At 32.2% G+C, this 19,610-nt stretch carries 29 protein-coding genes and 4 pseudogenes; 28 read left to right on the top strand and 5 right to left on the bottom strand.

Annotation, left to right across the window (positions count from 1 at the left end; translation table 11 throughout):
• The first annotated feature begins 285 nt into the window (after nucleotides 1–285).
• Nucleotides 286–477 (top strand): immunity protein YezG family protein, encoded by a 192-nt coding sequence (locus M1M80_RS10605; RefSeq protein WP_248596980.1) that lies wholly within the window; start codon nucleotides 286–288, stop codon nucleotides 475–477.
• A 100-nt stretch (nucleotides 478–577) separates the two neighbouring features.
• Here M1M80_RS10605 and M1M80_RS10600 read toward each other — a convergent pair whose 3' ends face one another.
• Entirely contained in the window at nucleotides 578–1,186 is a 609-nt protein-coding gene (locus M1M80_RS10600; protein ID WP_060398797.1) for a tail fiber domain-containing protein, read from the bottom strand.
• A gap of 270 nt (nucleotides 1,187–1,456) precedes the next feature.
• Here M1M80_RS10600 and M1M80_RS10595 point away from each other — a divergent pair.
• Nucleotides 1,457–1,585, top strand: a pseudogene (locus tag M1M80_RS10595) (SMI1/KNR4 family protein); the annotation flags it as partial.
• Between the two features lie 656 nt (nucleotides 1,586–2,241).
• Here the strand turns inward: M1M80_RS10595 and bsrG are convergent.
• On the bottom strand, nucleotides 2,242–2,358 hold the full coding sequence (gene bsrG, locus M1M80_RS10590) for a type I toxin-antitoxin system toxin BsrG (protein WP_060398796.1): 117 nt from the start codon (nucleotides 2,356–2,358) through the stop codon (nucleotides 2,242–2,244).
• A gap of 593 nt (nucleotides 2,359–2,951) precedes the next feature.
• Here bsrG and M1M80_RS10585 point away from each other — a divergent pair.
• Nucleotides 2,952–3,200: a hypothetical protein gene (locus M1M80_RS10585; RefSeq protein WP_248596947.1), complete on the top strand. Its 249-nt coding sequence runs from the start codon at nucleotides 2,952–2,954 to the stop codon at nucleotides 3,198–3,200.
• Between the two features lie 351 nt (nucleotides 3,201–3,551).
• Nucleotides 3,552–4,385, top strand: coding sequence for a hypothetical protein (locus tag M1M80_RS10580; protein ID WP_248596946.1), 834 nt, complete (start codon nucleotides 3,552–3,554; stop codon nucleotides 4,383–4,385).
• A gap of 370 nt (nucleotides 4,386–4,755) precedes the next feature.
• Here M1M80_RS10580 and M1M80_RS21695 read toward each other — a convergent pair whose 3' ends face one another.
• Nucleotides 4,756–5,157: a hypothetical protein gene (locus M1M80_RS21695; RefSeq protein WP_409196892.1), complete on the bottom strand. Its 402-nt coding sequence runs from the start codon at nucleotides 5,155–5,157 to the stop codon at nucleotides 4,756–4,758.
• A gap of 110 nt (nucleotides 5,158–5,267) precedes the next feature.
• Between M1M80_RS21695 and M1M80_RS10570 the strand changes: the two genes are divergently transcribed.
• From M1M80_RS10570 to M1M80_RS10535, 8 genes are all read left to right on the top strand, one after another.
• Entirely contained in the window at nucleotides 5,268–5,600 is a 333-nt protein-coding gene (locus M1M80_RS10570; protein ID WP_060398795.1) for a YolD-like family protein, read from the top strand.
• Nucleotides 5,593–6,837: a Y-family DNA polymerase gene (locus tag M1M80_RS10565; protein WP_060398794.1), complete on the top strand. Its 1,245-nt coding sequence runs from the start codon at nucleotides 5,593–5,595 to the stop codon at nucleotides 6,835–6,837. Before M1M80_RS10570 ends, M1M80_RS10565 begins: the two co-directional genes overlap by 8 nt.
• A 101-nt stretch (nucleotides 6,838–6,938) precedes the next feature.
• A complete protein-coding gene (gene sunI, locus M1M80_RS10560) occupies nucleotides 6,939–7,256 on the top strand; it encodes a sublancin immunity protein SunI (RefSeq protein WP_060398793.1) in 318 nt (105 codons plus the stop codon).
• A 298-nt stretch (nucleotides 7,257–7,554) separates the two neighbouring features.
• On the top strand, nucleotides 7,555–7,725 hold the full coding sequence (gene sunA, locus M1M80_RS10555; protein ID WP_009967544.1) for a bacteriocin sublancin-168: 171 nt from the start codon (nucleotides 7,555–7,557) through the stop codon (nucleotides 7,723–7,725).
• 57 nt (nucleotides 7,726–7,782) lie between these two features.
• The gene (gene sunT, locus M1M80_RS10550) at nucleotides 7,783–9,903 is read left to right on the top strand and encodes a sublancin transporter SunT (protein ID WP_060398792.1); all 2,121 of its coding nucleotides are present in this window, start codon (nucleotides 7,783–7,785) and stop codon (nucleotides 9,901–9,903) included.
• Nucleotides 9,900–10,313, top strand: coding sequence for a disulfide bond formation protein BdbA (gene bdbA, locus M1M80_RS10545; protein ID WP_060398791.1), 414 nt, complete (start codon nucleotides 9,900–9,902; stop codon nucleotides 10,311–10,313). Before sunT ends, bdbA begins: the two co-directional genes overlap by 4 nt.
• The gene (locus M1M80_RS10540; RefSeq protein ID WP_060398790.1) at nucleotides 10,313–11,581 is read left to right on the top strand and encodes a SunS family peptide S-glycosyltransferase; all 1,269 of its coding nucleotides are present in this window, start codon (nucleotides 10,313–10,315) and stop codon (nucleotides 11,579–11,581) included. Before bdbA ends, M1M80_RS10540 begins: the two co-directional genes overlap by 1 nt.
• On the top strand, nucleotides 11,578–12,024 hold the full coding sequence (locus M1M80_RS10535; RefSeq protein ID WP_060398789.1) for a disulfide bond formation protein B: 447 nt from the start codon (nucleotides 11,578–11,580) through the stop codon (nucleotides 12,022–12,024). The genes M1M80_RS10540 and M1M80_RS10535 overlap by 4 nt, the downstream gene beginning before the upstream one ends.
• A 55-nt stretch (nucleotides 12,025–12,079) precedes the next feature.
• On the opposite strand, the pseudogene M1M80_RS10530 reads toward M1M80_RS10535, so the two are convergent.
• Nucleotides 12,080–12,223: pseudogene (locus M1M80_RS10530) on the bottom strand (phage holin); the annotation flags it as partial.
• Nucleotides 12,224–12,227: 4 nt separating this feature from the next.
• On the opposite strand from M1M80_RS10530, the gene M1M80_RS10525 reads away from it, so the two are divergent.
• The 11 genes and pseudogenes from M1M80_RS10525 (at nucleotide 12,228) to M1M80_RS10475 (ending at nucleotide 17,965) form a co-directional block, all read left to right on the top strand.
• Nucleotides 12,228–12,680 (top strand): hypothetical protein, encoded by a 453-nt coding sequence (locus M1M80_RS10525; protein ID WP_154599140.1) that lies wholly within the window; start codon nucleotides 12,228–12,230, stop codon nucleotides 12,678–12,680.
• A complete protein-coding gene (locus tag M1M80_RS10520; RefSeq protein WP_060398787.1) occupies nucleotides 12,677–12,898 on the top strand; it encodes a hypothetical protein in 222 nt (73 codons plus the stop codon). Before M1M80_RS10525 ends, M1M80_RS10520 begins: the two co-directional genes overlap by 4 nt.
• A 389-nt stretch (nucleotides 12,899–13,287) precedes the next feature.
• Complete coding sequence (locus M1M80_RS10515; RefSeq protein ID WP_248596945.1) at nucleotides 13,288–13,443, top strand: hypothetical protein; 156 nt, start codon at nucleotides 13,288–13,290, stop codon at nucleotides 13,441–13,443.
• A gap of 125 nt (nucleotides 13,444–13,568) precedes the next feature.
• The gene (locus tag M1M80_RS10510; RefSeq protein WP_060398786.1) at nucleotides 13,569–14,510 is read left to right on the top strand and encodes a bacteriophage abortive infection AbiH family protein; all 942 of its coding nucleotides are present in this window, start codon (nucleotides 13,569–13,571) and stop codon (nucleotides 14,508–14,510) included.
• A gap of 96 nt (nucleotides 14,511–14,606) precedes the next feature.
• On the top strand, nucleotides 14,607–14,990 hold the full coding sequence (locus M1M80_RS10505) for a UPF0715 family protein (RefSeq protein ID WP_060400030.1): 384 nt from the start codon (nucleotides 14,607–14,609) through the stop codon (nucleotides 14,988–14,990).
• Nucleotides 14,991–15,079: 89 nt separating this feature from the next.
• Nucleotides 15,080–15,516: pseudogene (locus M1M80_RS10500) on the top strand (hypothetical protein).
• A 91-nt stretch (nucleotides 15,517–15,607) separates the two neighbouring features.
• On the top strand, nucleotides 15,608–15,835 hold the full coding sequence (locus tag M1M80_RS10495) for a helix-turn-helix domain-containing protein (protein ID WP_060398785.1): 228 nt from the start codon (nucleotides 15,608–15,610) through the stop codon (nucleotides 15,833–15,835).
• 193 nt (nucleotides 15,836–16,028) lie between these two features.
• On the top strand, nucleotides 16,029–16,670 hold the full coding sequence (locus tag M1M80_RS10490; protein WP_060398784.1) for a DUF3885 domain-containing protein: 642 nt from the start codon (nucleotides 16,029–16,031) through the stop codon (nucleotides 16,668–16,670).
• 118 nt (nucleotides 16,671–16,788) lie between these two features.
• On the top strand, nucleotides 16,789–17,142 hold the full coding sequence (locus M1M80_RS10485) for a hypothetical protein (RefSeq protein WP_026014427.1): 354 nt from the start codon (nucleotides 16,789–16,791) through the stop codon (nucleotides 17,140–17,142).
• 42 nt (nucleotides 17,143–17,184) lie between these two features.
• On the top strand, nucleotides 17,185–17,460 hold the full coding sequence (locus M1M80_RS10480) for a hypothetical protein (RefSeq protein WP_060398783.1): 276 nt from the start codon (nucleotides 17,185–17,187) through the stop codon (nucleotides 17,458–17,460).
• Between the two features lie 97 nt (nucleotides 17,461–17,557).
• Nucleotides 17,558–17,965 (top strand): UPF0715 family protein, encoded by a 408-nt coding sequence (locus M1M80_RS10475; protein WP_060398782.1) that lies wholly within the window; start codon nucleotides 17,558–17,560, stop codon nucleotides 17,963–17,965.
• 132 nt (nucleotides 17,966–18,097) lie between these two features.
• Here M1M80_RS10475 and M1M80_RS10470 read toward each other — a convergent pair whose 3' ends face one another.
• Complete coding sequence (locus tag M1M80_RS10470) at nucleotides 18,098–18,277, bottom strand: DUF8096 family protein (RefSeq protein WP_003231000.1); 180 nt, start codon at nucleotides 18,275–18,277, stop codon at nucleotides 18,098–18,100.
• A gap of 26 nt (nucleotides 18,278–18,303) precedes the next feature.
• Between M1M80_RS10470 and M1M80_RS10465 the strand changes: the two genes are divergently transcribed.
• The 5 genes and pseudogenes from M1M80_RS10465 to M1M80_RS10450 all read left to right on the top strand — a co-directional run bounded on the left by M1M80_RS10465 (nucleotide 18,304) and on the right by M1M80_RS10450 (nucleotide 19,457).
• Nucleotides 18,304–18,522: a hypothetical protein gene (locus tag M1M80_RS10465; RefSeq protein WP_060400029.1), complete on the top strand. Its 219-nt coding sequence runs from the start codon at nucleotides 18,304–18,306 to the stop codon at nucleotides 18,520–18,522.
• Between the two features lie 3 nt (nucleotides 18,523–18,525).
• Nucleotides 18,526–18,740, top strand: a pseudogene (locus tag M1M80_RS10460) (hypothetical protein).
• Nucleotides 18,741–18,750: 10 nt separating this feature from the next.
• Entirely contained in the window at nucleotides 18,751–18,882 is a 132-nt protein-coding gene (locus tag M1M80_RS10455; protein ID WP_060398781.1) for a hypothetical protein, read from the top strand.
• 17 nt (nucleotides 18,883–18,899) lie between these two features.
• Entirely contained in the window at nucleotides 18,900–19,022 is a 123-nt protein-coding gene (locus M1M80_RS21545) for a hypothetical protein (RefSeq protein WP_266131951.1), read from the top strand.
• 42 nt (nucleotides 19,023–19,064) lie between these two features.
• Nucleotides 19,065–19,457 (top strand): hypothetical protein, encoded by a 393-nt coding sequence (locus M1M80_RS10450; RefSeq protein WP_248596943.1) that lies wholly within the window; start codon nucleotides 19,065–19,067, stop codon nucleotides 19,455–19,457.
• Nucleotides 19,458–19,610: the final 153 nt, after the last annotated feature.

Here is a 19,610-nt window from a genome sequence, read left to right as displayed (position 1 = left end):
ATGATGATTGTCGTCTGTTTCAAGCTGAAGGTTTCCCAAAAACCGATGTTAAAAACACATTGTCTAAAGATATAATTAAATTTCTTTGTGGCATGTGGGGGCTGATATAATGGAAACTGAACTAAGTTATCTATATAAAAAAATTGCAGAAACAGTAAATGAAATGATCACCGAACAGTGAGAGAAATTTTTGTTTTATGCGCAAGTTTCAGAAACAGGAGGGGGAACTTATTTTTATTACAACACTCCTGACGAGCCCCACAGAATTATAAGTAAAGCTTGGAAGTGCCTTTTGTTTTTACGCTTGATGAAGATGACTTTACTGAGAAAAAGAGAAAGTTGTTTGATCTAAGCGAGAAGCTGCGAGAAGTCTTCAAAGAGAGCGACCAAGAATTGTGTTATTCATTCACGTTAAGCCTTGAAAGGACAGGTAAACTAAATGTTAGTTTTTACTATACTGGTTTGTCCAGAATTTAGGGACTATTTTTTGTAAATGAGCTCGTTAAATAAACGTTGATTTTTCATCAAAAGAAAAAGGACTCTTTTTTTGGTCCTTAAGATTAATCCTTCATTCAGTTTATCTCTTGGACTCAAGGGCGGAAAGGCGTTCCTCGAGGCTAGCTAATTTCGCATGTAACTCATCATTTTCAACCTTAAGTTTTTTGTTTAAACCTTGAATAGCAGCCAATGCTACACCGTGTAAATCGATGCTTGAAATCCGAGTATCATTATCTCCATTTAATCCGAAGGCGGCTTGGAAATCCTGAGCAGTCGGGCCAATGTGACGCTCATTGGTCGATTCCTCCTTAAAGTTCCAAGATTGGATTGGCATGCTTGCTAATTTATCAAGAATCTCAATCGGGTTGACGCTAGAGAAATTCTCCTTTGCGTTTTTGTCACATCTGACCTTGAACTCGAGTGCAAAGACGCGACCTGTCACCATGGCGTCACGTCCCACCCAGAGATTACCTTTAATTTCGGCGGCACCTCTTGCAATTATGCCACCTGCTGTCTCGTAGTTATGTTTTGACCAAATTGAACCATCACTGTTAACCAGGAAGGTAAGGTTGTTGACTCCAGCACCGTAGCCTTCGATAAGACGTGCTGTTCCCGCCGCATGATTATAGACAGTTAAAGCTGGAACAAGTGACTGATTAGACTCAAGGTATTCAGGGGGTCCTGGCATTTGAATTCCTCCTCTTTTAAATTGTTATTTTAACCATTCAAAAATTGATTTCGTTGCCAATATATTTTGAAAATTGTATTTGAAGAACAAAAAGTCAATAATTAAATACTTTAATTTCAACAAAACGACTCAACGAGTGGCTATTTTTATCATGCAATCAGCTATATCTTTCAACGCTTCTGCTGAAGGTTTGTTTAAATCGATAACCTTTATCTGTGGCAGTGCTTTCTTCATTTCGATTCTCTCCCCAAGACATTTAACAATGGAGTAAAAGACACCTTTTTGATTGCTGATTCATTTGAAGACTTTATTCAAAGCTTATCAATTGAAGAGGATTCAGATGAAGAGGATGACGGTATTCTTTTCATGGAATTAGATGATGACTTACTAAACAGTTAAGCAAAAGTATTGTAATTGACAGTTTTTAAAGACTGGTACTTATTGAATCTGAGCTCATATATTATACATTAAGGTATCAACGTCATTAATGGCAATATGATACTGAAAAGGAGTGAGGTTCATGGGAGGATTCTATTTCTTTGGCAGTTTGATTTTAGCCTTTTTAATAGGTGTCGGTTTATTATCTCTTGGTGCTTATACGCTTTGGAAACTCATAAAGATGCGCTAGATTTGATGAAGGCTCCCTTTTGATTTAAATAGCTGTTTGCTGGATCTCACTTTTTGCAAGTTGGAAATATTCATATGACTGAGTATCTGTACTGTGGGCTTTAAAATAGGACTGCTGATACGACTAACACAATAACAAAGTTTTGTTGCTTGTCCGAGCCTGCATCCTCAATCTAAATAAAATAATGGTTTTAATCAAAAAAAACATTAGTATTGTAAATACCATTTTTATATGGTTATAATTAGGGTAATGATTAGATTATATAATTATTTTTTGCATGTGCTTAATGGAAGTGCATAAAATAAAAAAAGACCAGGGTGTTGGTAGCACCCCGGCATGTGCAAAAAGCTGCCCATCAACGGGCCTTGCTCAGTTGCATGTAACATAGTAGACCTAACCCTACGGGCGTCCAAACTCAAGGGAAGGTCTATTTTTTCTTTTGGCTTGACGTTACAATCATTATTATATTAAAGATTAACAAAACGGTATTTAGTAATAACCCGCCAAAATTGATCATTATCATTAATGATTCGTAAACAGTCATTTTCCACCCCCTTTCGAAGGGGATGAGCAAGACTCCCTTGGTGAGCAAACTTGTGTACAGGAAATATTATACTATACATAAATGCCCTTGTCGTTAAAAATTCACAATAAATTGATAATATGAAAAGAACTTGCAAAATGCAGGTTCTTTTTTCATTTCAAATATTAAACAATTTATTTCTTTTTTACTAGAGTGGGTACTCCATTTTTGGAGCCAGTTTTTATTTATATTAAAGACAATAAAGCAATCAATAGACAGGCTGATTAAAAGAAACCGTCAATGAAGGAAGTATTTAGTGGGAAAGGGGGTTATTGGGATAACACGCAATTCATCTCCGTAACTCTCGATTAAAGCACACAAACCCTTCTGTTGTGTGCCTCAAAAGTGTCATTGATTCTATATTTTTGAAAAAAAGTTAACAATTGATAAGGGGATGTTACAATGAAAAGGAGTAAGTATTTATTAGCAACCATGTTCTCTACAACAATGTTAATTTCTGGTCTGGGGTTTAGTAATAGTGCAAAAGCGGATGGGTTCCAAGTCTTGCCGATCAAAGAGTTCAAACTGAAATCCAAGAGTTAAAAGCAGAAGGCTTGACCGATGAGCAGATTAATAAGTTTTATGAAATGAGCAAGGAAGAATATCAATTTGTACAAAAACATGCAGATGACTTATACAATGAGTCACAAGAAGAAATAAAAAAATTGAAAGAATCCGGTGAAATTGATGAAGTTTTACACAAGTGGAACGAACCTGAATATCAACCAGAAAACAAAGTCTCAGGGTCATTGGGCACCAAAGGAGATGTCTTAGTTAGTTATGAGGTTAACTCTGGTAGCTAGTCTATTGGTGTAGGACATGCCGCTATTGTATCTAGAAATAAAGCAAAAACAGTTGAAGCCTGGCATAAAGATTGGAGCCCAATTAAACAAGATGGAGTTCGTAGATATACTAATAACTGGGGAAGCAAAAAGAAAGTTTATGGGCTATGGGTTAGAAAATCAAATAATGATAAATATATAAATGCTGCAAAATATGCAGAGAAACAGGCTGACGCCAAAAAGAAATATAATAAAAACTTCTTTGACAAAAAAACAACAAAAAAATTCTACTGCTCTCAACTAGCATGGCGTTCTTGGAAAAACCAAGGACACGACATTGACAATATTAAATGGGACACTGTTGTTAGTCCAATGGAATTAGTCAAATCAGACAATACGGTAATATTTCACCACAGAAATGATGATTTAAACAAATCAGAAAAAGCCAAAACAATCGGATTAAAACCGATTGTTTTGTTGCTTCATAAGGAGGAAAAAATGAAAAGACTAAAGGCCCTTTTTATTCTGATGAGTATTCTTATAGTCACATGCTCTTGTGATTTACAACCGACAGGGAATAAGACAGAAAGGAACAACAATAAAACTGGATTAAAAAATATAAGTAAAGGAGATTTTATAGTTGGATTTTCACACACATTAGACAGAGGTTCTGAGTTAGCAATATATAAAGATGATGGATCAGTAGAGGATAGTATCATGATAAAGGACGGAATTAATCTTAGCACATCATCATCCAATAAAGATGATACGTTTTTTTCTTCAAACAGAAGCAATAACCATTTTATGATCAATAACAAAACTGGACGTATTAAGAAATTTAATGATAAAAGCTTATCTAAAGCAACCGAAGATGAAGGAGCTTTTTTCATTAACATTTCAGAGAACTATGTGTTACATGATATAAACGTTGGGTACACTGACTCAGGATTACAAGGTGAATTGGTTTATTGGAAAGATGACAAACAAAAGAAAAACCAAATTAAACTTGATGGAGAGATTGTTTCAGCACAAGTTCTAGATAATAAAATTTACGCAATTACGAGTGATGAAGAGAATATGTCCATTATCTCAATTAATCCAAAAACGAACAAACAGGAAAAGAAGGCATCCATTCCAAATAAAACTGTTTATTTTACAGATGATAAAGATGCATTCCAAACTTTTGATGAAAGAACATTTAATTAGCTATTAATGATAATGTAAATGAAAAAGAAGCTTCAAAAATACTATTGATTGATAAGGAGACATTAAAAACAAAAAAGAAGTTGTAATGGAGAATGGATTCATCCCAACAAAATTAAAGAGAATAAATGATGAGATCGTTGCTGTCTCATGCAATGGAAAAGTTAGCTTTTTTGATGAAAAACTAAATATAAATAAGAAAAAATCTTTCAAATTCTATGCAGGCAATAGTGAAATGTTATTGAATGATATTAAATTTGATGATAGTAACATGTACGTCCTTATTAAAGGGTTTGACATGCAAAAAGAGAATGTCTTAGGAGAAATAACCTCCTATGATTTAAAATCAGGGAAAAAGGTTAATACAACACCATTAAAAGCGAAAAAAGAATGGGAAATTGCACGTTTGAATTATTGCATAATGAATAAGATTAGGAGGATATCTCATTTGGGGTCCTGCATTTTTAATACTACTTGTACTGCTGACTGTATCATTTATCTTAGGGATAATAGGATACTTTATTTTCAAAAGAGTATGGGTAACAACTTTAGTTATATTTGTTCTCTCTTTAGTTTTTATGCTAATTGAAATAGGGTTAGAGCCAACTTTTTTAATCTGGGTGACTATCATGACAGTTGTATGTTTTATATCTGGAATTCTAACTAAATCTATTGCAACTTTGATTAGAGGATGATCGTAGAAGCGAAGCGTTGCGATAACTTTGACAGCATTTTGTCGTACATTTCTTTCAATGAAACCAAAGTAATATGGCAACTTGATTTGCTCCTAATTAACCTCCTTTTATAAGGGGGTTTTATTTATTACCAACATTTACATCGAACATTTGTTCTGTTGATATTAGATCAATAAAGGAGTGAGTCGATATGCTTAGGGATCGAGGAACAATCAAATGGACATCAATGATGCTTCCAGAACATTTAACACAACTTAAACAAGATTTGATTGATGTATCAAAAATTGAAAAGCCATCCTTAGATGACCAACAAATTGAAGAGATGGATCTTCTCGTCTCTGAGGCACTTGAATTTAATAAAGAATTGAAATTCAAGCTCTTTAATAACGGATTCGTTGAAAATGTTACCGGCAGAGTACATTACATTAATTTTGAACAACAAAAGCTTCACGTAAAAGACCAGAACGATAATACAGTTTATATCAACATGAATAACATCATAGGAGTTACATACAATGATTGATTACTCACAATTTCCACGAAAGAATATACTTTGTGTCGATATGAAATCGTTTTATGCTTCTGTATCGGCTGTAACAATGGGGCTTAACCCTTTAACATGTTATCTTGCTGTTGTAGGAAATACGGAGAGACAGGGAAGTGTAGTGTTAGCTGCATCTCCTGCACTTAAAAAAGATTTTGGAATCAAAACAGGATCGAGACTATTTGAGATACCTGAAGATCCAAGAATACACATTGTAAATCCGCAAATGAAGCTTTTCATCAGAGTTTCGACTGAGATTACAAAGCTGTTTTACAGGTTTGTTCCTGAAAAATGTGTACATACCTATTCAATTGATGAATCTTTTTTAGATGTAGGAAAAGAAGATCCTGAAGAAATGGCCAAAGCAATTCAAAGCAGCATGTGGAGAGAGTTTGGTTTGATGTGTACAGTAGGCATCGGGGACAATATGTTGCTTAGTAAGCTTGCACTTGACCTGGAGAGTAAGAAAACAAAGAGTGGTATTGCACGTTGGAGATATGAAGATGTGCCAAATAAACTCTGGAAGGTTCGACCTTTGTCTAAAATGTGGGGGATAGGAGGGAGGATGGAAAGAAACCTAAATCGGATGGGAATATCGACTGTAGGTCAGTTAGCTAAATTTCCATTAGAGTTGCTTGAGAAGAAGTTCGGAATAATGGGAAACCAGTTGTATTATCATGCGCATGGAATAGATTTATCTGAAATAGGCGCTCTGTTGATGCAGGGTCAGATTAGTTTTGGTAAGAGTCAGATTTTACTGAGGGATTATACAAGGAGAGAAGAGATTAAGGCTGTTCTTTTGGAGATTTGTGAGGAAGTCGCAAGAAGGGCACGTACACATAACAAAGCAGGTCGAACAATAAGCCTGGGAATTGGATACAGCAAGGATGAGCTTGGTGGTGGGTTTCATCGATCCAAAACAATTGAGCTTCCCACAAATATCACAATGGATATTTATAAATTGATGCTCTTTAATAAGTTTTACTCAGGTAAAACAGTGAGAAGTATTTCAGTTACGTTATCAAATATTGAGGATGATGTTAATCAGCAGTTAAGCCTGTTTGAAGTGAATAATGAAAAGAGAAGGAGACTCGGGTTTGTAATGGATGGGATTAGAAGCAAGTATGGATCGAAAGCGATTCTGAGAGCAGTTTCTTATACACCTTCAGGTACTGCGCTTCACAGAGCAGGGCTTACTGGGGGACATAAAAGTTAAGATAAATTTAAACTTATATAACACATCTCTTAAAGTTTTTTTGTTTTAAAAAGTTAAAAAACATGGTAAAATTATATAAAAACATAAGAAAGAGTGATTATATGGAATATGTAGTTATGATAATCATTTTATTAGCACTTTTCTTTATTTTTACTGTTTTCCTAAATACACGTTATAGTTTTGATGAAAAATGCTTAGTCTTAAAATTTGGTTTATCTAAAACAGAAATTCCAATTAATCAAATAGTTAGTATTAAAGAGTCAGACAAGTATGGAGTTGCAGATAATATCGATTATAAAATTGGTATGCCATATGCTCAACCAGATAGAATTGTTATTGAAACTACAAATAAGCGTTTTCTAGTTTTTTTAAATGGAGCTCATCAATTTATTCAAAAGTATAAAAAGGTTAGTGTTTGAACATAAGAAAAGTACCTTCTTACGATAGAAGGTACTTTTTTATATCTATCATTATTAAAAATTTAATTAAATTTTTATCATTATTAATTCAAAATAAATCCAGAATGGTCAATTTGTTTGGTGTGTTACAACCAATTCTGTTTATTGATAGGTAATAGAGGTTTTTTTTCTATAATTTATGAACAAGTTTTCTTATAATTTTCAAAAAAAAATAAAAAAATATGGTTGAATTTAGATTAATCTTCCTTTATATTAAAAAATGTAATCCGGATTGCAAACAAATGGGGAGGTTTTACAAATGGAAAAACTATTCAAAGAAGTTAAACTAGAGGAACTCGAAAACCAAAAAGGTAGTGGATTAGGAAAAGCTCAGTGTGCTGCGTTGTGGCTACAATGTGCTAGTGGCGGTACAATTGGTTGTGGTGGCGGAGCTGTTGCTTGTCAAAACTATCGTCAATTCTGCAGATAAAACATTTGTAGAGGGAATATTTTAAATATTCCCTCATATTTAAAGCGGGGATCGAAATTGAATAAGAAAAAGAAACAGAAATATGTTCATACTAAACAGTTTAATAGTCATGATTGTGGACTAGCTTGTATCTCGTCAGTTTTAAAGTTTCATAACCTTAACTATGGAATTGATTTCTTACTAGACCTAATTGGCGATAAGGAAGGCTATAGTTTAAGAGACTTAATTATTATTTTTAAGAAGATGGGGATAAAAACTAGGCCACTTGAATTGCAAGAAAATAAGACATTCGAAGCCCTAAAACAAATAAAACTCCCTTGTATAGCTTTGTTGGCAGGGGAGGAATATGGACATTACATAACAATATACGAAATTAGAAATAACTATTTAATTGTTAGTGATCCTGATAAAGACAAAATAACTAAAATAAAAAAAGAGGATTTTGAGAGTAAATTCACAAACTTTATATTAGAAATTGACAATGAGTCAATTCCTGAAAAAGAAAAAGATCAAAAACATTCTTACTTTTTTAAGGACATACTTTTGAGAAATAAATTAATCGTTTTTGTGATTTTATTGACTTCCTTGTTCGTTGTGGCTCTAGCTGTAGCTGGGTCGTTTTACATAAAGTTTCTGGTTGATCTAATTATCCCAAGAAGCTTAAGAGAATCTTTAATCACAATCACTTTAATATTCTTAAGTATGGTCTTAATAAGGTGCATCTTCGATTTTGTAAGATCATATTTGATAATAAAATTGTCTTACAAAGTTGATAAAGAGATGTCAAATGTTTATTTTAATAAGGTAACAAAATTACCCATTAATTTTTTTGAAAACAGAGAAGATGGAGAGGTAATTTCTCGATTCAATGATGGTATATATATTAAAGACTTTTTTAGTGCTAATTTTGTTACTGCAATAATTGATATAATTTTAATACTGGGATTAGGAGTTATTTTATATAGAACAAATAATATTCTTTTCTTAACAATTATTCTTCCGATTTTGCTCCTTTCATGTCTAGCGATTATGTTTTTTGATCATCTTAAAAAGAAAAATCAAAAGCTGATGGAGGATAAGGCTAAATCTACCTCCCTTTTAATTAATTTTCTAAAGAATATGACAACTGTTTATTCTTTAAATAAAACCTCGTTTTTTTTAGAAAAATTTCATCTTACATATGATAAACAATTAAATTCAACCTTTAGTGTAGCAAAGGCAGTTATTAGCAATGAAATACTAAAAGGATTAATTCAAAACTCTTTTACAATAATTATCCTATGGGTTGGAACAAGACAAGTTCTAAATGATTCAATGAGTTTAGGGACACTGCTATTTATAAACACATTAGCAGCCTTTTTGCTAAGTTCACTAGATCGTATATTGAGTATGCAATCAGATCTTCAGCAGGCACATGTTGCCTCTATAAGATTTTTTGACGTAGTAAACTATCCAGTTCAGCAAGATAGCTATGAGAATTTAACTGAACTTGATTTTATTCAGAATATAAAAATAGTTAATCTTAATATTGGGGCAGACCCAATGCATTATATAGTTGAAGATATTAATTTAATATTAGACAGAAAGGATAAAGTCCTTATTATTGGAGAAAGTGGTACTGGGAAAAGTACGTTTGCAAAAAGTTTGTCTAAATTGTATAAAGTACCCGATAATAAAATTTATTTAAATGGATTAGATATTAATCGATACAATCATTTATCAATAAGAAAAAGGATTGTATATATTGACGAAAATCCATTTCTTTTTAAGGGAACTATTAAAGAGAATCTTTGCATGGGAGAGAATTTTGATCAGGACGAAATCGAAAACGCGTGTATAATTTCCCAATGTCATGAATTCATTTGTAAATTGGACAAGCAGTACAGTTACAAATTGTCTGAAAACGGTTCCAATCTATCTACAGGACAAAAACAACGGTTAGCATTAGCAAGAGCAATTTTACATCAACCACAAGTATTAATTTTAGATGAGTCATTATCTAATATTGATCCGGATAACACAAAATTGATTTATGAAAACTTACACAGGATGCATTGTTTAATTATTCTTATTACTCATAATGACTCAAGTAACTTCCAATACAATAAAAAATTAGTATTCAGGAACAATAGGATTATAGAGTCGAGCTACTCGGAAAATAAGGAGTATTCTATATGAAAAAGTGGATTGTTTTATTTCTTGTTTTAATAGCGGCAGCCATTAGTATTTTCGTTTATGTTTCTACAGGTAGCGAAAAACCTTTTTATAATGATATAAATTTAACTCAATACCAAAAAGAAGTAGACTCTAAGAAACCTAAATTTATTTATGTTTATGAGACAAGTTGTCCTCCATGTCAAGAAATAAAACCTGAGTTAAATGAAGTAATTAAAAAAGAAAAGTTAAAAGTACAGGCTTTAAATATCGAAGAAAAGGAAAATTACAATACTGATTTTTTAGATAAATATAATTTGAATAAAACTCCAACGATTCTCTATTACAAAGATGGCAAAGAAAAAGATCGGTTAGAGGGCTATAGAAGCGCAAGTCAAATAGAAAAGTTCTTTGAAAAAAATGGTGATAAATAATGAAACTTAGTGATATTTATTTGGAATTAAAGAAAGGTTATCCCGATTCTTTATTGTATTCAGATTTGTCATTGTTGGTTAACATAATGGAATATGAAAAAGATATTGATGTGATGTCAATTCAATCTTTGGTTGCACGTTATGAAAAAGCAGTTACCCCTACAATAACATGCGGTATTATAGTTTATAACGAAAGCAAGAGAATTAAAAGGTGTTTAAATAGTGTTAAAGATGATTTTAACGAGATTATTGTTCTAGATTCATACTCCACTGATGATACCGTTGATATTATTAAACGTGATTTTCCTGATGTTGAAATTAAATATGAAAAGTGGAAGAATGATTTTTCCTATGCTAGAAATAAAATTATAGAGTATGCTACTTCTGAATGGATTTATTTTATTGATGCAGATAATTTATACTCTGAAGAAAACAAAGGGAAAATAGCAAAAGTAGCTAGAGTTTTAGAGTTTTTTTCTATTGATTGTGTAGTTAGTCCATATATAGAAGAATATACTGGACATCTATATTCGGATACACGAAGAATGTTTCAGCTCAATGGTAAAGTTAAATTTCTCGGGAAAGTACACGAAGAACCTATGAATTATAACTATAGTCTACCTTTTAATTTCATTGTGAACCTTAAGGTTTACCACAATGGATATAATCCTTCAGAGAATAATATAAAATCAAAAACACGAAGGAATATAAATCTCACAGAAGAAATGTTAAAATTGGAGCCAGAAAACCCAAAATGGTTATTCTTTTTCGGCAGAGAGCTTCATTTACTTGATAAAGATGAAGAAGCAATTGATTATCTAAAAAAATCAATAAACAATTATAAAAAATTTAATGATCAAAGACATTTTATAGATGCTTTAGTGCTATTATGTACTTTATTATTGCAGAGGAATAATTATGTTGACTTAACTTCATATTTGAATATATTGGAAACTGAATATCCAAGATGTGTTGATGTTGATTACTTTAGATCTGCTATTTTGTTAGTAGATATGCAAAATAAACTTACTTCTTTAAGCAGTATGATTGATAAAGCTCTTACAGACGAGAGATACAGTGCTATTAATACAACAAAAGATCACTTTAAAAGAATTTTATTAAGCCTTAATATTCAACTTGAAAATTGGGAAAGAGTAAAAGAAATATCAGGGGAAATTAAAAATGATAATATGAAAAAAGAAATTAAACAATATCTTGCCAACTCACTCCACAATATTGAATACGTCCTGAAGGGAATTGAAGTATGAATACAAGATATGTAAAACCATTTTTTTTATTCCTGTTTTTTCTCTCTTTTTTTGGCACAATGGCTAGTTTATTCTACAGTGAGATCATGCATTTCAAACCATGTGCCTTATGTTGGTATCAAAGAATATTTCTATATCCTATACCTATTATCCTACTAATAGGCTTAATAAAAAAAGATCTGAATTCGATATTTTATGTTGTTTTCCTTTCATCAATTGGATTAATTATTGCGATTTATCATTATATTATCCAACTTACACAAAGCAAAAGTGTCGTATGTGAAATTGGAGCCAACAGCTGCGCGAAAATTGAAGTGGAGTATCTAGGCTTTATTACATTACCCTTAATGAGTTCAGTATGTTTTGCACTGATACTCGGTATAGGTATAAAATTAATTGTCAAAAGCAAGAAATTAAAACAAAATCAACATGTTTATAATTAAAAAGAAGTAACCCGCCTTGTAAAAAGGAGGGTTACACAGGTAATCCGAAAAAAATCTATTTAAACAAGTTCTCTTTTTTTAGAACTTGTTTTTTTTTTCCTTTAGTAGTTACGTAATTGTTTTTGAACCATGCTGCAGTAGTAGTACTGGTTGTGAAGACGATAGTGAAAATTGTGTATAAACAATCATATAAATGATTAAAGATGATGTTAATTAAACAAAAAGGAAACAGATACTATAGATATAGCTGGGCTCAAATGAGAAGTTTCCCAATTAAAAAAGTTGAAGCATTAGAACTAATCAAAAATGGTGAAGCTGAGTTAGTTGAAAGCTTTATTACAGATCCTGCACCTCAGCCAATTACAGAAGAAACAAAGCAAGTAGATGAAGTACAAGAAGAAGTTAAATCAACAAAGGTAGTAAGCATAAAATCAATGAGAGAGGCAAAAAAAGAAAAAGAAAACTTTGCAAAAGCAAAAGATCAATTTTTGAAAAGAGTATTACCAAAACTTAATCTTACTGATATGAAAAAGTTAACGGAACTTTCATTTAAAAAAGACAGTGAAGGGTTCCAAGAAGAAATTATGAGAATCATTCTGAGACTGAATATTGAAGAAACAACATTGGGATGCTTACAAGGAGGACAAAATACATGAGTATTGCTCCTCCTTATGATGAGTGCCAGATTAGGTTCAGGTACTATATGCTATCTCAAGGAATAAAGCCAGGTGATGAATATAAAATTTATGAATATATGATATGGATCAATAGAATGGTTATAAGGTATAAGAAGTTAAAAAACGAGAAAATTACCGCACCGATTAAACAAGATGATTTTACTAGCATTATAGAAGAGCTAGTTGGAGTTGTTTAAATAAAATGCATATTTAAACAGAATGGGGAGATTGAAAATGTCAGAGGTTAGCCACAATGAATGGATGGAGATGGTTAAAAATGTGAATCGAGGGATGGTGAACACGAGGATGGCGAAGGCGATTATAGGCTGTACAAGAGAGAGAGTGAGGAAGATTAGATGGGATTGAATTAAAGAAAGTAAATGGTGCATTAAATAGTGTCTCACTTGAACTTTTGGAAGGCTCAAAAGAAAAAGAAAATGATTCAGAAGTAATCGCAGTTCACCAGTCTTTATTAAAAGAAAGCCTTCCTTTTGGATATTTTGATTAGTGTCAATTCTGAATAAAACAGCAGTTTTAATTAGCTATGGCCTCACTGTATAATAAAGGAAACCGGTGGGGGATGGTCATGAAAATCTTAAACTTCAAATTTGATAATTCTTTCTTTGAATTACATGCAACGTTTAATACTGATTTAGGTCTTCTAACAGATTATGATATCCAGATGGATATGCTCATTGTGAGTAAAGCGATACTCAAAACAGCTGGCTATACAAATTTCTAAATTCAGGATACATATTTTATAGTTGAAGATAGTAACTCAGTTTTTTGTTCATATCACTTTGGAAAAAGGACAGTGAATTCCTCTAATACTGCATATGTCAATAAACCTTAATTAGGAGTGAAAACATGAGTAGTTTATTTATTATAGGCAATGGTTTCGACTTAGCACATGGTTTACCAACAAGGTATAAAGATTTCTACAATTATTTATTGAAGTATCCTAAAGCATTAGAGTTAGATCCTTCATTTGGTATTCAACCTTCTGAAATGCCTGATGGTTCACTAAAGTTTAACAAAGAAGAACTTGTTGCATTTCTTATCAATATAATCTCAGAAGTTAGTGGAGAGGATTGGAATGACTTTGAAGCTAGCCTAGGTAGATTAAATTTTGATAACCACTTATATTCTATGTCAACTTTATTCGAAGATGAAGATGATGATTCTTCCGATTATAGAATGGCTTATAGAAATGAAGATGCTACCTCCAACTTTTACTTAGCATCTGTAAAAATAAAAGATTTGTTTTCTGAGTGGATTAATACTATTGATATCTCTGAAGTGGAATCAAAAGAATCTTTTGAATTTCTAATGGACCCGTGGAAAGACACTTTCTTAACTTTTAACTATACACCTGTATTAGAGTTGGTATATGGTGCCATTCCCGTATACCCAATACACGGACAACAAAACAGTGAAATAATAATTGGACACGGAGAAGATGACAAAAAAATAATAAATTCTTTTTCAGGATCTGAATATTCATTGTCTAAAATTCATTCAGCATTGAGAAAAAATACAGAAGAAATAATAAAATTAGCACAAGAAGAATTCTATGAATTACTATCTGGTGATATAAAAAAAGTATACTCATATGGTTTTTCGTTTTCAGATGTTGATCTTCCATACATTAGAGAAATTTGCAAAAGGTTAGATACAGAGAATCTTACATGGTTTTTAAATGATTTTAATTATGAAGAAACTGGAGAATTATTTAAGAATAAAATTAAAAAATGTGGTTTTAAAGGTAAATTTAGTGTGTTCAGTGTAAAAGAAAACTCACCAATATAGAAAACTAAATCTGAATAAAACATGGATTTTAAAGTGATTTTAAGGAGGCGTCGAGACAATGTTGAAGAAGCTTCTAACATGAAAGGGGTTATAAACATGCAACTTTTAAGGATCTTTATTGTTCATATCTTGTCTGCGTTATCAGCTGCTGTTGTTTATGTTTTGGGCATTGATTATGATGGCTACATTCCATACTTTTTAATAAGTGTTATTCTCTTTATCTTTTATTTAATCTTTGCTGCACCTGTTCAATATTTCTTGAATCGCAATCCAAAAAGGTTTAGCCTTAATTATTTACTCATATACATATTCTTTTCCTTCTTAGTGTGGTTAATCTTTGCTATAACTACTGATCCAAAAACCACAATAGACTTTCTAATGGGATATGAAATTTACTTATTTAGTATATCATTTGCTGTAATCTTTTGGATCTGGGACTCTGTTTTTCTGCAAAACAAGGCAAGGATAGCAGCTAAGTAAGAACGTCATAAAATTTCTTCCTCTTATTAAGAAAAAACCTGTCCTTTAATTACCAATTTATATTATAATTGGAAAAAGGGGGAGAGGTAATGAAAAAATTAATCGTTCTGACTTTGATTTTTCTTGGCTTTATGTCGAGTTTTAGTATTCCAAATGCCGAGGCAAAGCTTACTATAGAGTACAAAATGTAAACTTTCACATGAGTGAGGATTCAGAAAGTTTCTCTATGGCAGATTATTTTGATCGGGATTATGACCGTACTTGGTTATTTTACAAATTCACAATTCGTAATGCTGAAGGTTGTACTCTAAATATGAAAATCAGCAGAATTACTCTTGCTGGCTGGGTATTCCCACGTAGTGAGAAAGAATTTACCGGAAATTATTTAGACTATACTGCTACAGATCGAGTAGAGGGAGATGCTAATCGTAATCACGTGTTAGAGATTACAAAGAATCCAGGTTGTGGAGATGTTTGGATAAACGGTATTTATGGATTTGAACACGAAGAGCCTGATGAGTATTAAATTCAGCGAGGCCAAGGAGAAAAAAGCCTTGGCCATTATTATTTATTTAATGATCATTTTAAGTGATCAGAAATAACCAAGAGGTGAGAACGTGATTAAATCAAATTTAAAGCCCTTATTAGACGAAAGGAAGATCAGCATCAGGCAGCTATCCAGAGAAATTGATCATAAGTATCCGACTGTCAGAAAGCTATACAGAGATGAAATGGAGCGGTATCCAAGAGAGCTGTTAGATAAAGTCTGTACATATTTAAACATCGATCTGCATGAGTTATTGATTTTCCAAAAAAATCATAACCATATCGAACACTCAGGATGAAAATGGTATACTAAAGTTATAAGGTTAGGAAAGAATTACAAGTTTTCTAGGTCTACATAAAATCGTACTTTTATTGAAAAGGGTATTTTGTTATTTAAATAAAATGATTTGTTATTTCATAATTGTTATTTAAAAGGAAAAAGTGATTCCAAAATTATTTGCTATTCGATTAACCGAAAGTGAGAATGTGTGAATGAATTTAATGGGGTATATGGAGGAAAGGTTTCCAAGACTCGAATTAATTCCTAGCATCTATAATCAATGGAGCATAGGAATCCATTTGTGTCTTGGGGAAAATATTTACCAACTCAAAGAGAATGAAGAATTGAATCTTAAGAGATTTCGGTTTGTATATGAGCAAATCTCAACCATTTTCAATGAATTATTTGAACAAAACGATGACATATTCCTTGTGACGAATATGTATAAGCACAAAACCAACGACAAATTTATAAAAAAATTGAAGGTGTATCAACCGTTTCTAAAGTGTAAAAATTATTTAAATCAAATTCAAGTAAAGACATATTCCTATCCGTTTCAGATAGATGAAGCTGAAGAATACGAGATGCAACAATTTTCCTTGTTATGCAAACCTCGAGACTTACATGTAACTGAACTACTTAAAGCAGCCAGTAATGAAGATTTTCCATTGAAACCGAGATTCGGGGGTTACTCTATTGATTACCCTGATGTTTTCTTTGTGAACATTACAAAAGACATTATTTTCTTTATCTATGATGACCGAGGATGTGAAGTCATAGCTCTTGATTTCAAACGAATACGTCCACTTTATGAAAAATATCACAACTGGGTAGAAGAATATAAATACATATAAATACATGTAATACTCTTTCTAAAACGATTTATACCAGGAAAGGCAGAATTAGATTATGGGGGCACTACATACAAGATTTAAACGGTTATTGAAACTAAGAAACTTAGAATTTTTTCAGTTGGTCTTAAGTGATGATGAGAGATCTGCATTTTTATTAGTGCTTGAGGAAAGATTAGAGGATTTTGATTCTCAAGGTGGTAACCATATTAGTGTTTATTTAGTTACTCACTTTGAGTTATCTGATCAATCATATAAAGATGTACTAAGCTTTAATGATGATCTTTTGGGTATGAAGCATAATTGTTCGTATTCAATGGATATTCTAAGCGTTAAAGAGGAATTTGATTTCGATTTTCCATTTGATATGCTTGCAATTAAAAGATATGTACAAGAATTAATAAATATGTTAGGGATTAATCTAACTTTACCTGAAATGAAAGAAAGAGATTTTGACAAACTTTCTCAAGACTAAATAAAACTACGATTTTAAAGAGAACGGAGACTTGCCTTCAATATGAATGTTAAAAAAGCTGCAGCTATTTTTTCAATCACTATTCCAATTATCTCAGCTATCTTAATTATTAATTTTTTTACGGGAGTTATTTCAATTCCATGGCAAGGTATGCCGGTGTTTTTTCCACTAATGCTTTCCCCTATAGGAATAATCTTGGCTTTGGTCTCAATAAAGGCAAATAAACGGTGTGCTGTATATGGGATATTCCTAAATACAATTATGTTCCTATTTCCTTTTTTCTGGTTTATAGGCGGGACTTTGTTATTTGGAGTTTAAAGTTAATATGGCAAAATTGATGAAGGTCTTGAGCAATTGCATAATTTAATTACAATTCTTTTATTAGAGTGAGTTATTGTTTTGGAGGTTAAGAGTTTTGAGCATTAATAAAGAAAATTTGGTTAGATACGGTCTTACACTAGCGCTTTCATGCATTACATACGGAATTATCATTGGGTTTTATGGTTTTGCTTACTCCAATTTTGAACCTTGGATGCTGATAACAATTTTTATCATACCATTATATGCATTTATCCCATATACAATATTTGCTGTTCCATTGCAAATATTACTTCGAAAAAAAGTAAAGAAATTCAGTGTGCAGTACTTATTGATTTATATCGTAGTAGCGCTAATCGCATTATTCTTGTTTTCTTTAGCGAGTGATCCATCTTATGTGCTTACTGAGGTTAAACATGTGAACTTTTATTATTTGAGTTTTGTAGCAGCGGCGGTGTACTGGTTCTGGGATTCAGTGTTTATAAAGAATCAGGAACTGAATTAAATTATTGTTTCACACCGTTTACACCAAGTAAACACTGCTGATCCAAGCAGGCAAGTATCCAAAATAACATGATTAATTCGAGAGCATAAAGAATCAAGATAAAAGAAGTGTTTTAAACAAAAGAGCATTAAACTAAATGCTCTTTTTCATACCGCATCGTCGACACTCACGCAAGAATATACCGCTTTTTACAGAGCTTTTGAACAAAGTGTAATCGCAATTGTCGCAGCGACCGTATTTTACATCAGGATACTCTTTGTAATCATATACGATTGAAGTATCATACCCGTTTGTTTCGTATTTCTCTTCCACAAGATCACCTACATAATTTATTCAACATACTCAAGAATTTGTTGACTGGCATTAAGTTTATTTTTGTTGATCAGGTCTATGATGAAGAGTTTAAAGAACTCATGGATAAAGAAACAGCAACGGGCATGGAAAGGAATTTGGCCAGCCTGTTTTTCAAAAATAAGCTTAATGCGATTGCTTTTTTCATGTTAATTGGTTTGCTGCCATTAGCAATGAGGATTACAAAATTATTTAAAAGAGGTTGATTTATGCCTTTGATTGATTATTTTTATGTACTGCAGTTTGAAAACAAGGAATACTTCAATCATTTAAGTTAGATGAGGACGGTTATTTGACATCTAACGACCTCCACGGCGCTTCTAAATTGCATAATATGTTAGAAGTCATTGAGGTAGCAAGTGAGCTCAAAACAAAGTGTAATGTCCAATGTGAAGTAAGGGAAATTCAAGTCGTAAAACGCTAGGGGTGTTCAGGTGTATTGGATAGAGTGGATGGAAGACGGGAAAAAGAAAAGCATTGTTGCCGAAGGTTGGATTGAATGGGCTGCCATACTTGAAGATTTGTATCAGAAACGGTTTGAGTATGTTGAATGGAAGCGGCTTTAATATATGGAGGGGTTATTTTGAACGATAGAGACAAGGCTATTGAAAATGTGATGAAATCTTTAGAAGATGAAACAAAAAAAGTATTACTTGTAAGAGGGTACGATAATGACGCTAAGGTAAGAGTAGTCCTTTTTTGTTGAAATGAAATATTTAATAAAGGAATTATAAGAACTAGCAATGAAATGAACGATGTAGCAAGATCGATAAATAGGGCGTTTGAGGAGGGTTTATTACCTAGCTCCGTAAAATCCACAACTACTTATAAATTGGGTAGAATGATTGTCAAAATCAATAGTTATGAAGGGCGGACAAGATCAAATCCAAGTGGAAATGAATCTACGTTCACTTTATACTATCCTGTTCAAGGAGCTTTAGATAACTCAGAGAGATTTGTAAAATTGTTGAGGGAAATTGAAAAAACTAACTCAAGAAAAATTATATTAATTACAACAAATGAATGGGGCATAAAAAGTTGGGATGTTGAAAATTATGTTGATGAGGTGTTCTTTTATCATGTAGAACATGACAATCCTGAACTCATGAGTAATTTAAAGAGTAATGGTGTCATAAAGTAATTTAACTCTAGCAAAGGGAAATGAAGAATCTTTAGTTCTTTGTCAGACTGTGTATACAGATAAGGAATTTGATTATGATTGGAGTGAGTTAACACAAAAGCATGTTATTTTGTAGGTTTGCTACACGTATATCTAAATAGCTGGAAAGCTGCC

This window comes from Bacillus inaquosorum (assembly GCF_023238325.1).
GTDB classification, from domain to species: domain Bacteria; phylum Bacillota; class Bacilli; order Bacillales; family Bacillaceae; genus Bacillus; species Bacillus inaquosorum.
Note: the sequence above shows the minus strand (reverse complement) of the source record. Positions and strands in the feature narration are given on the sequence as shown.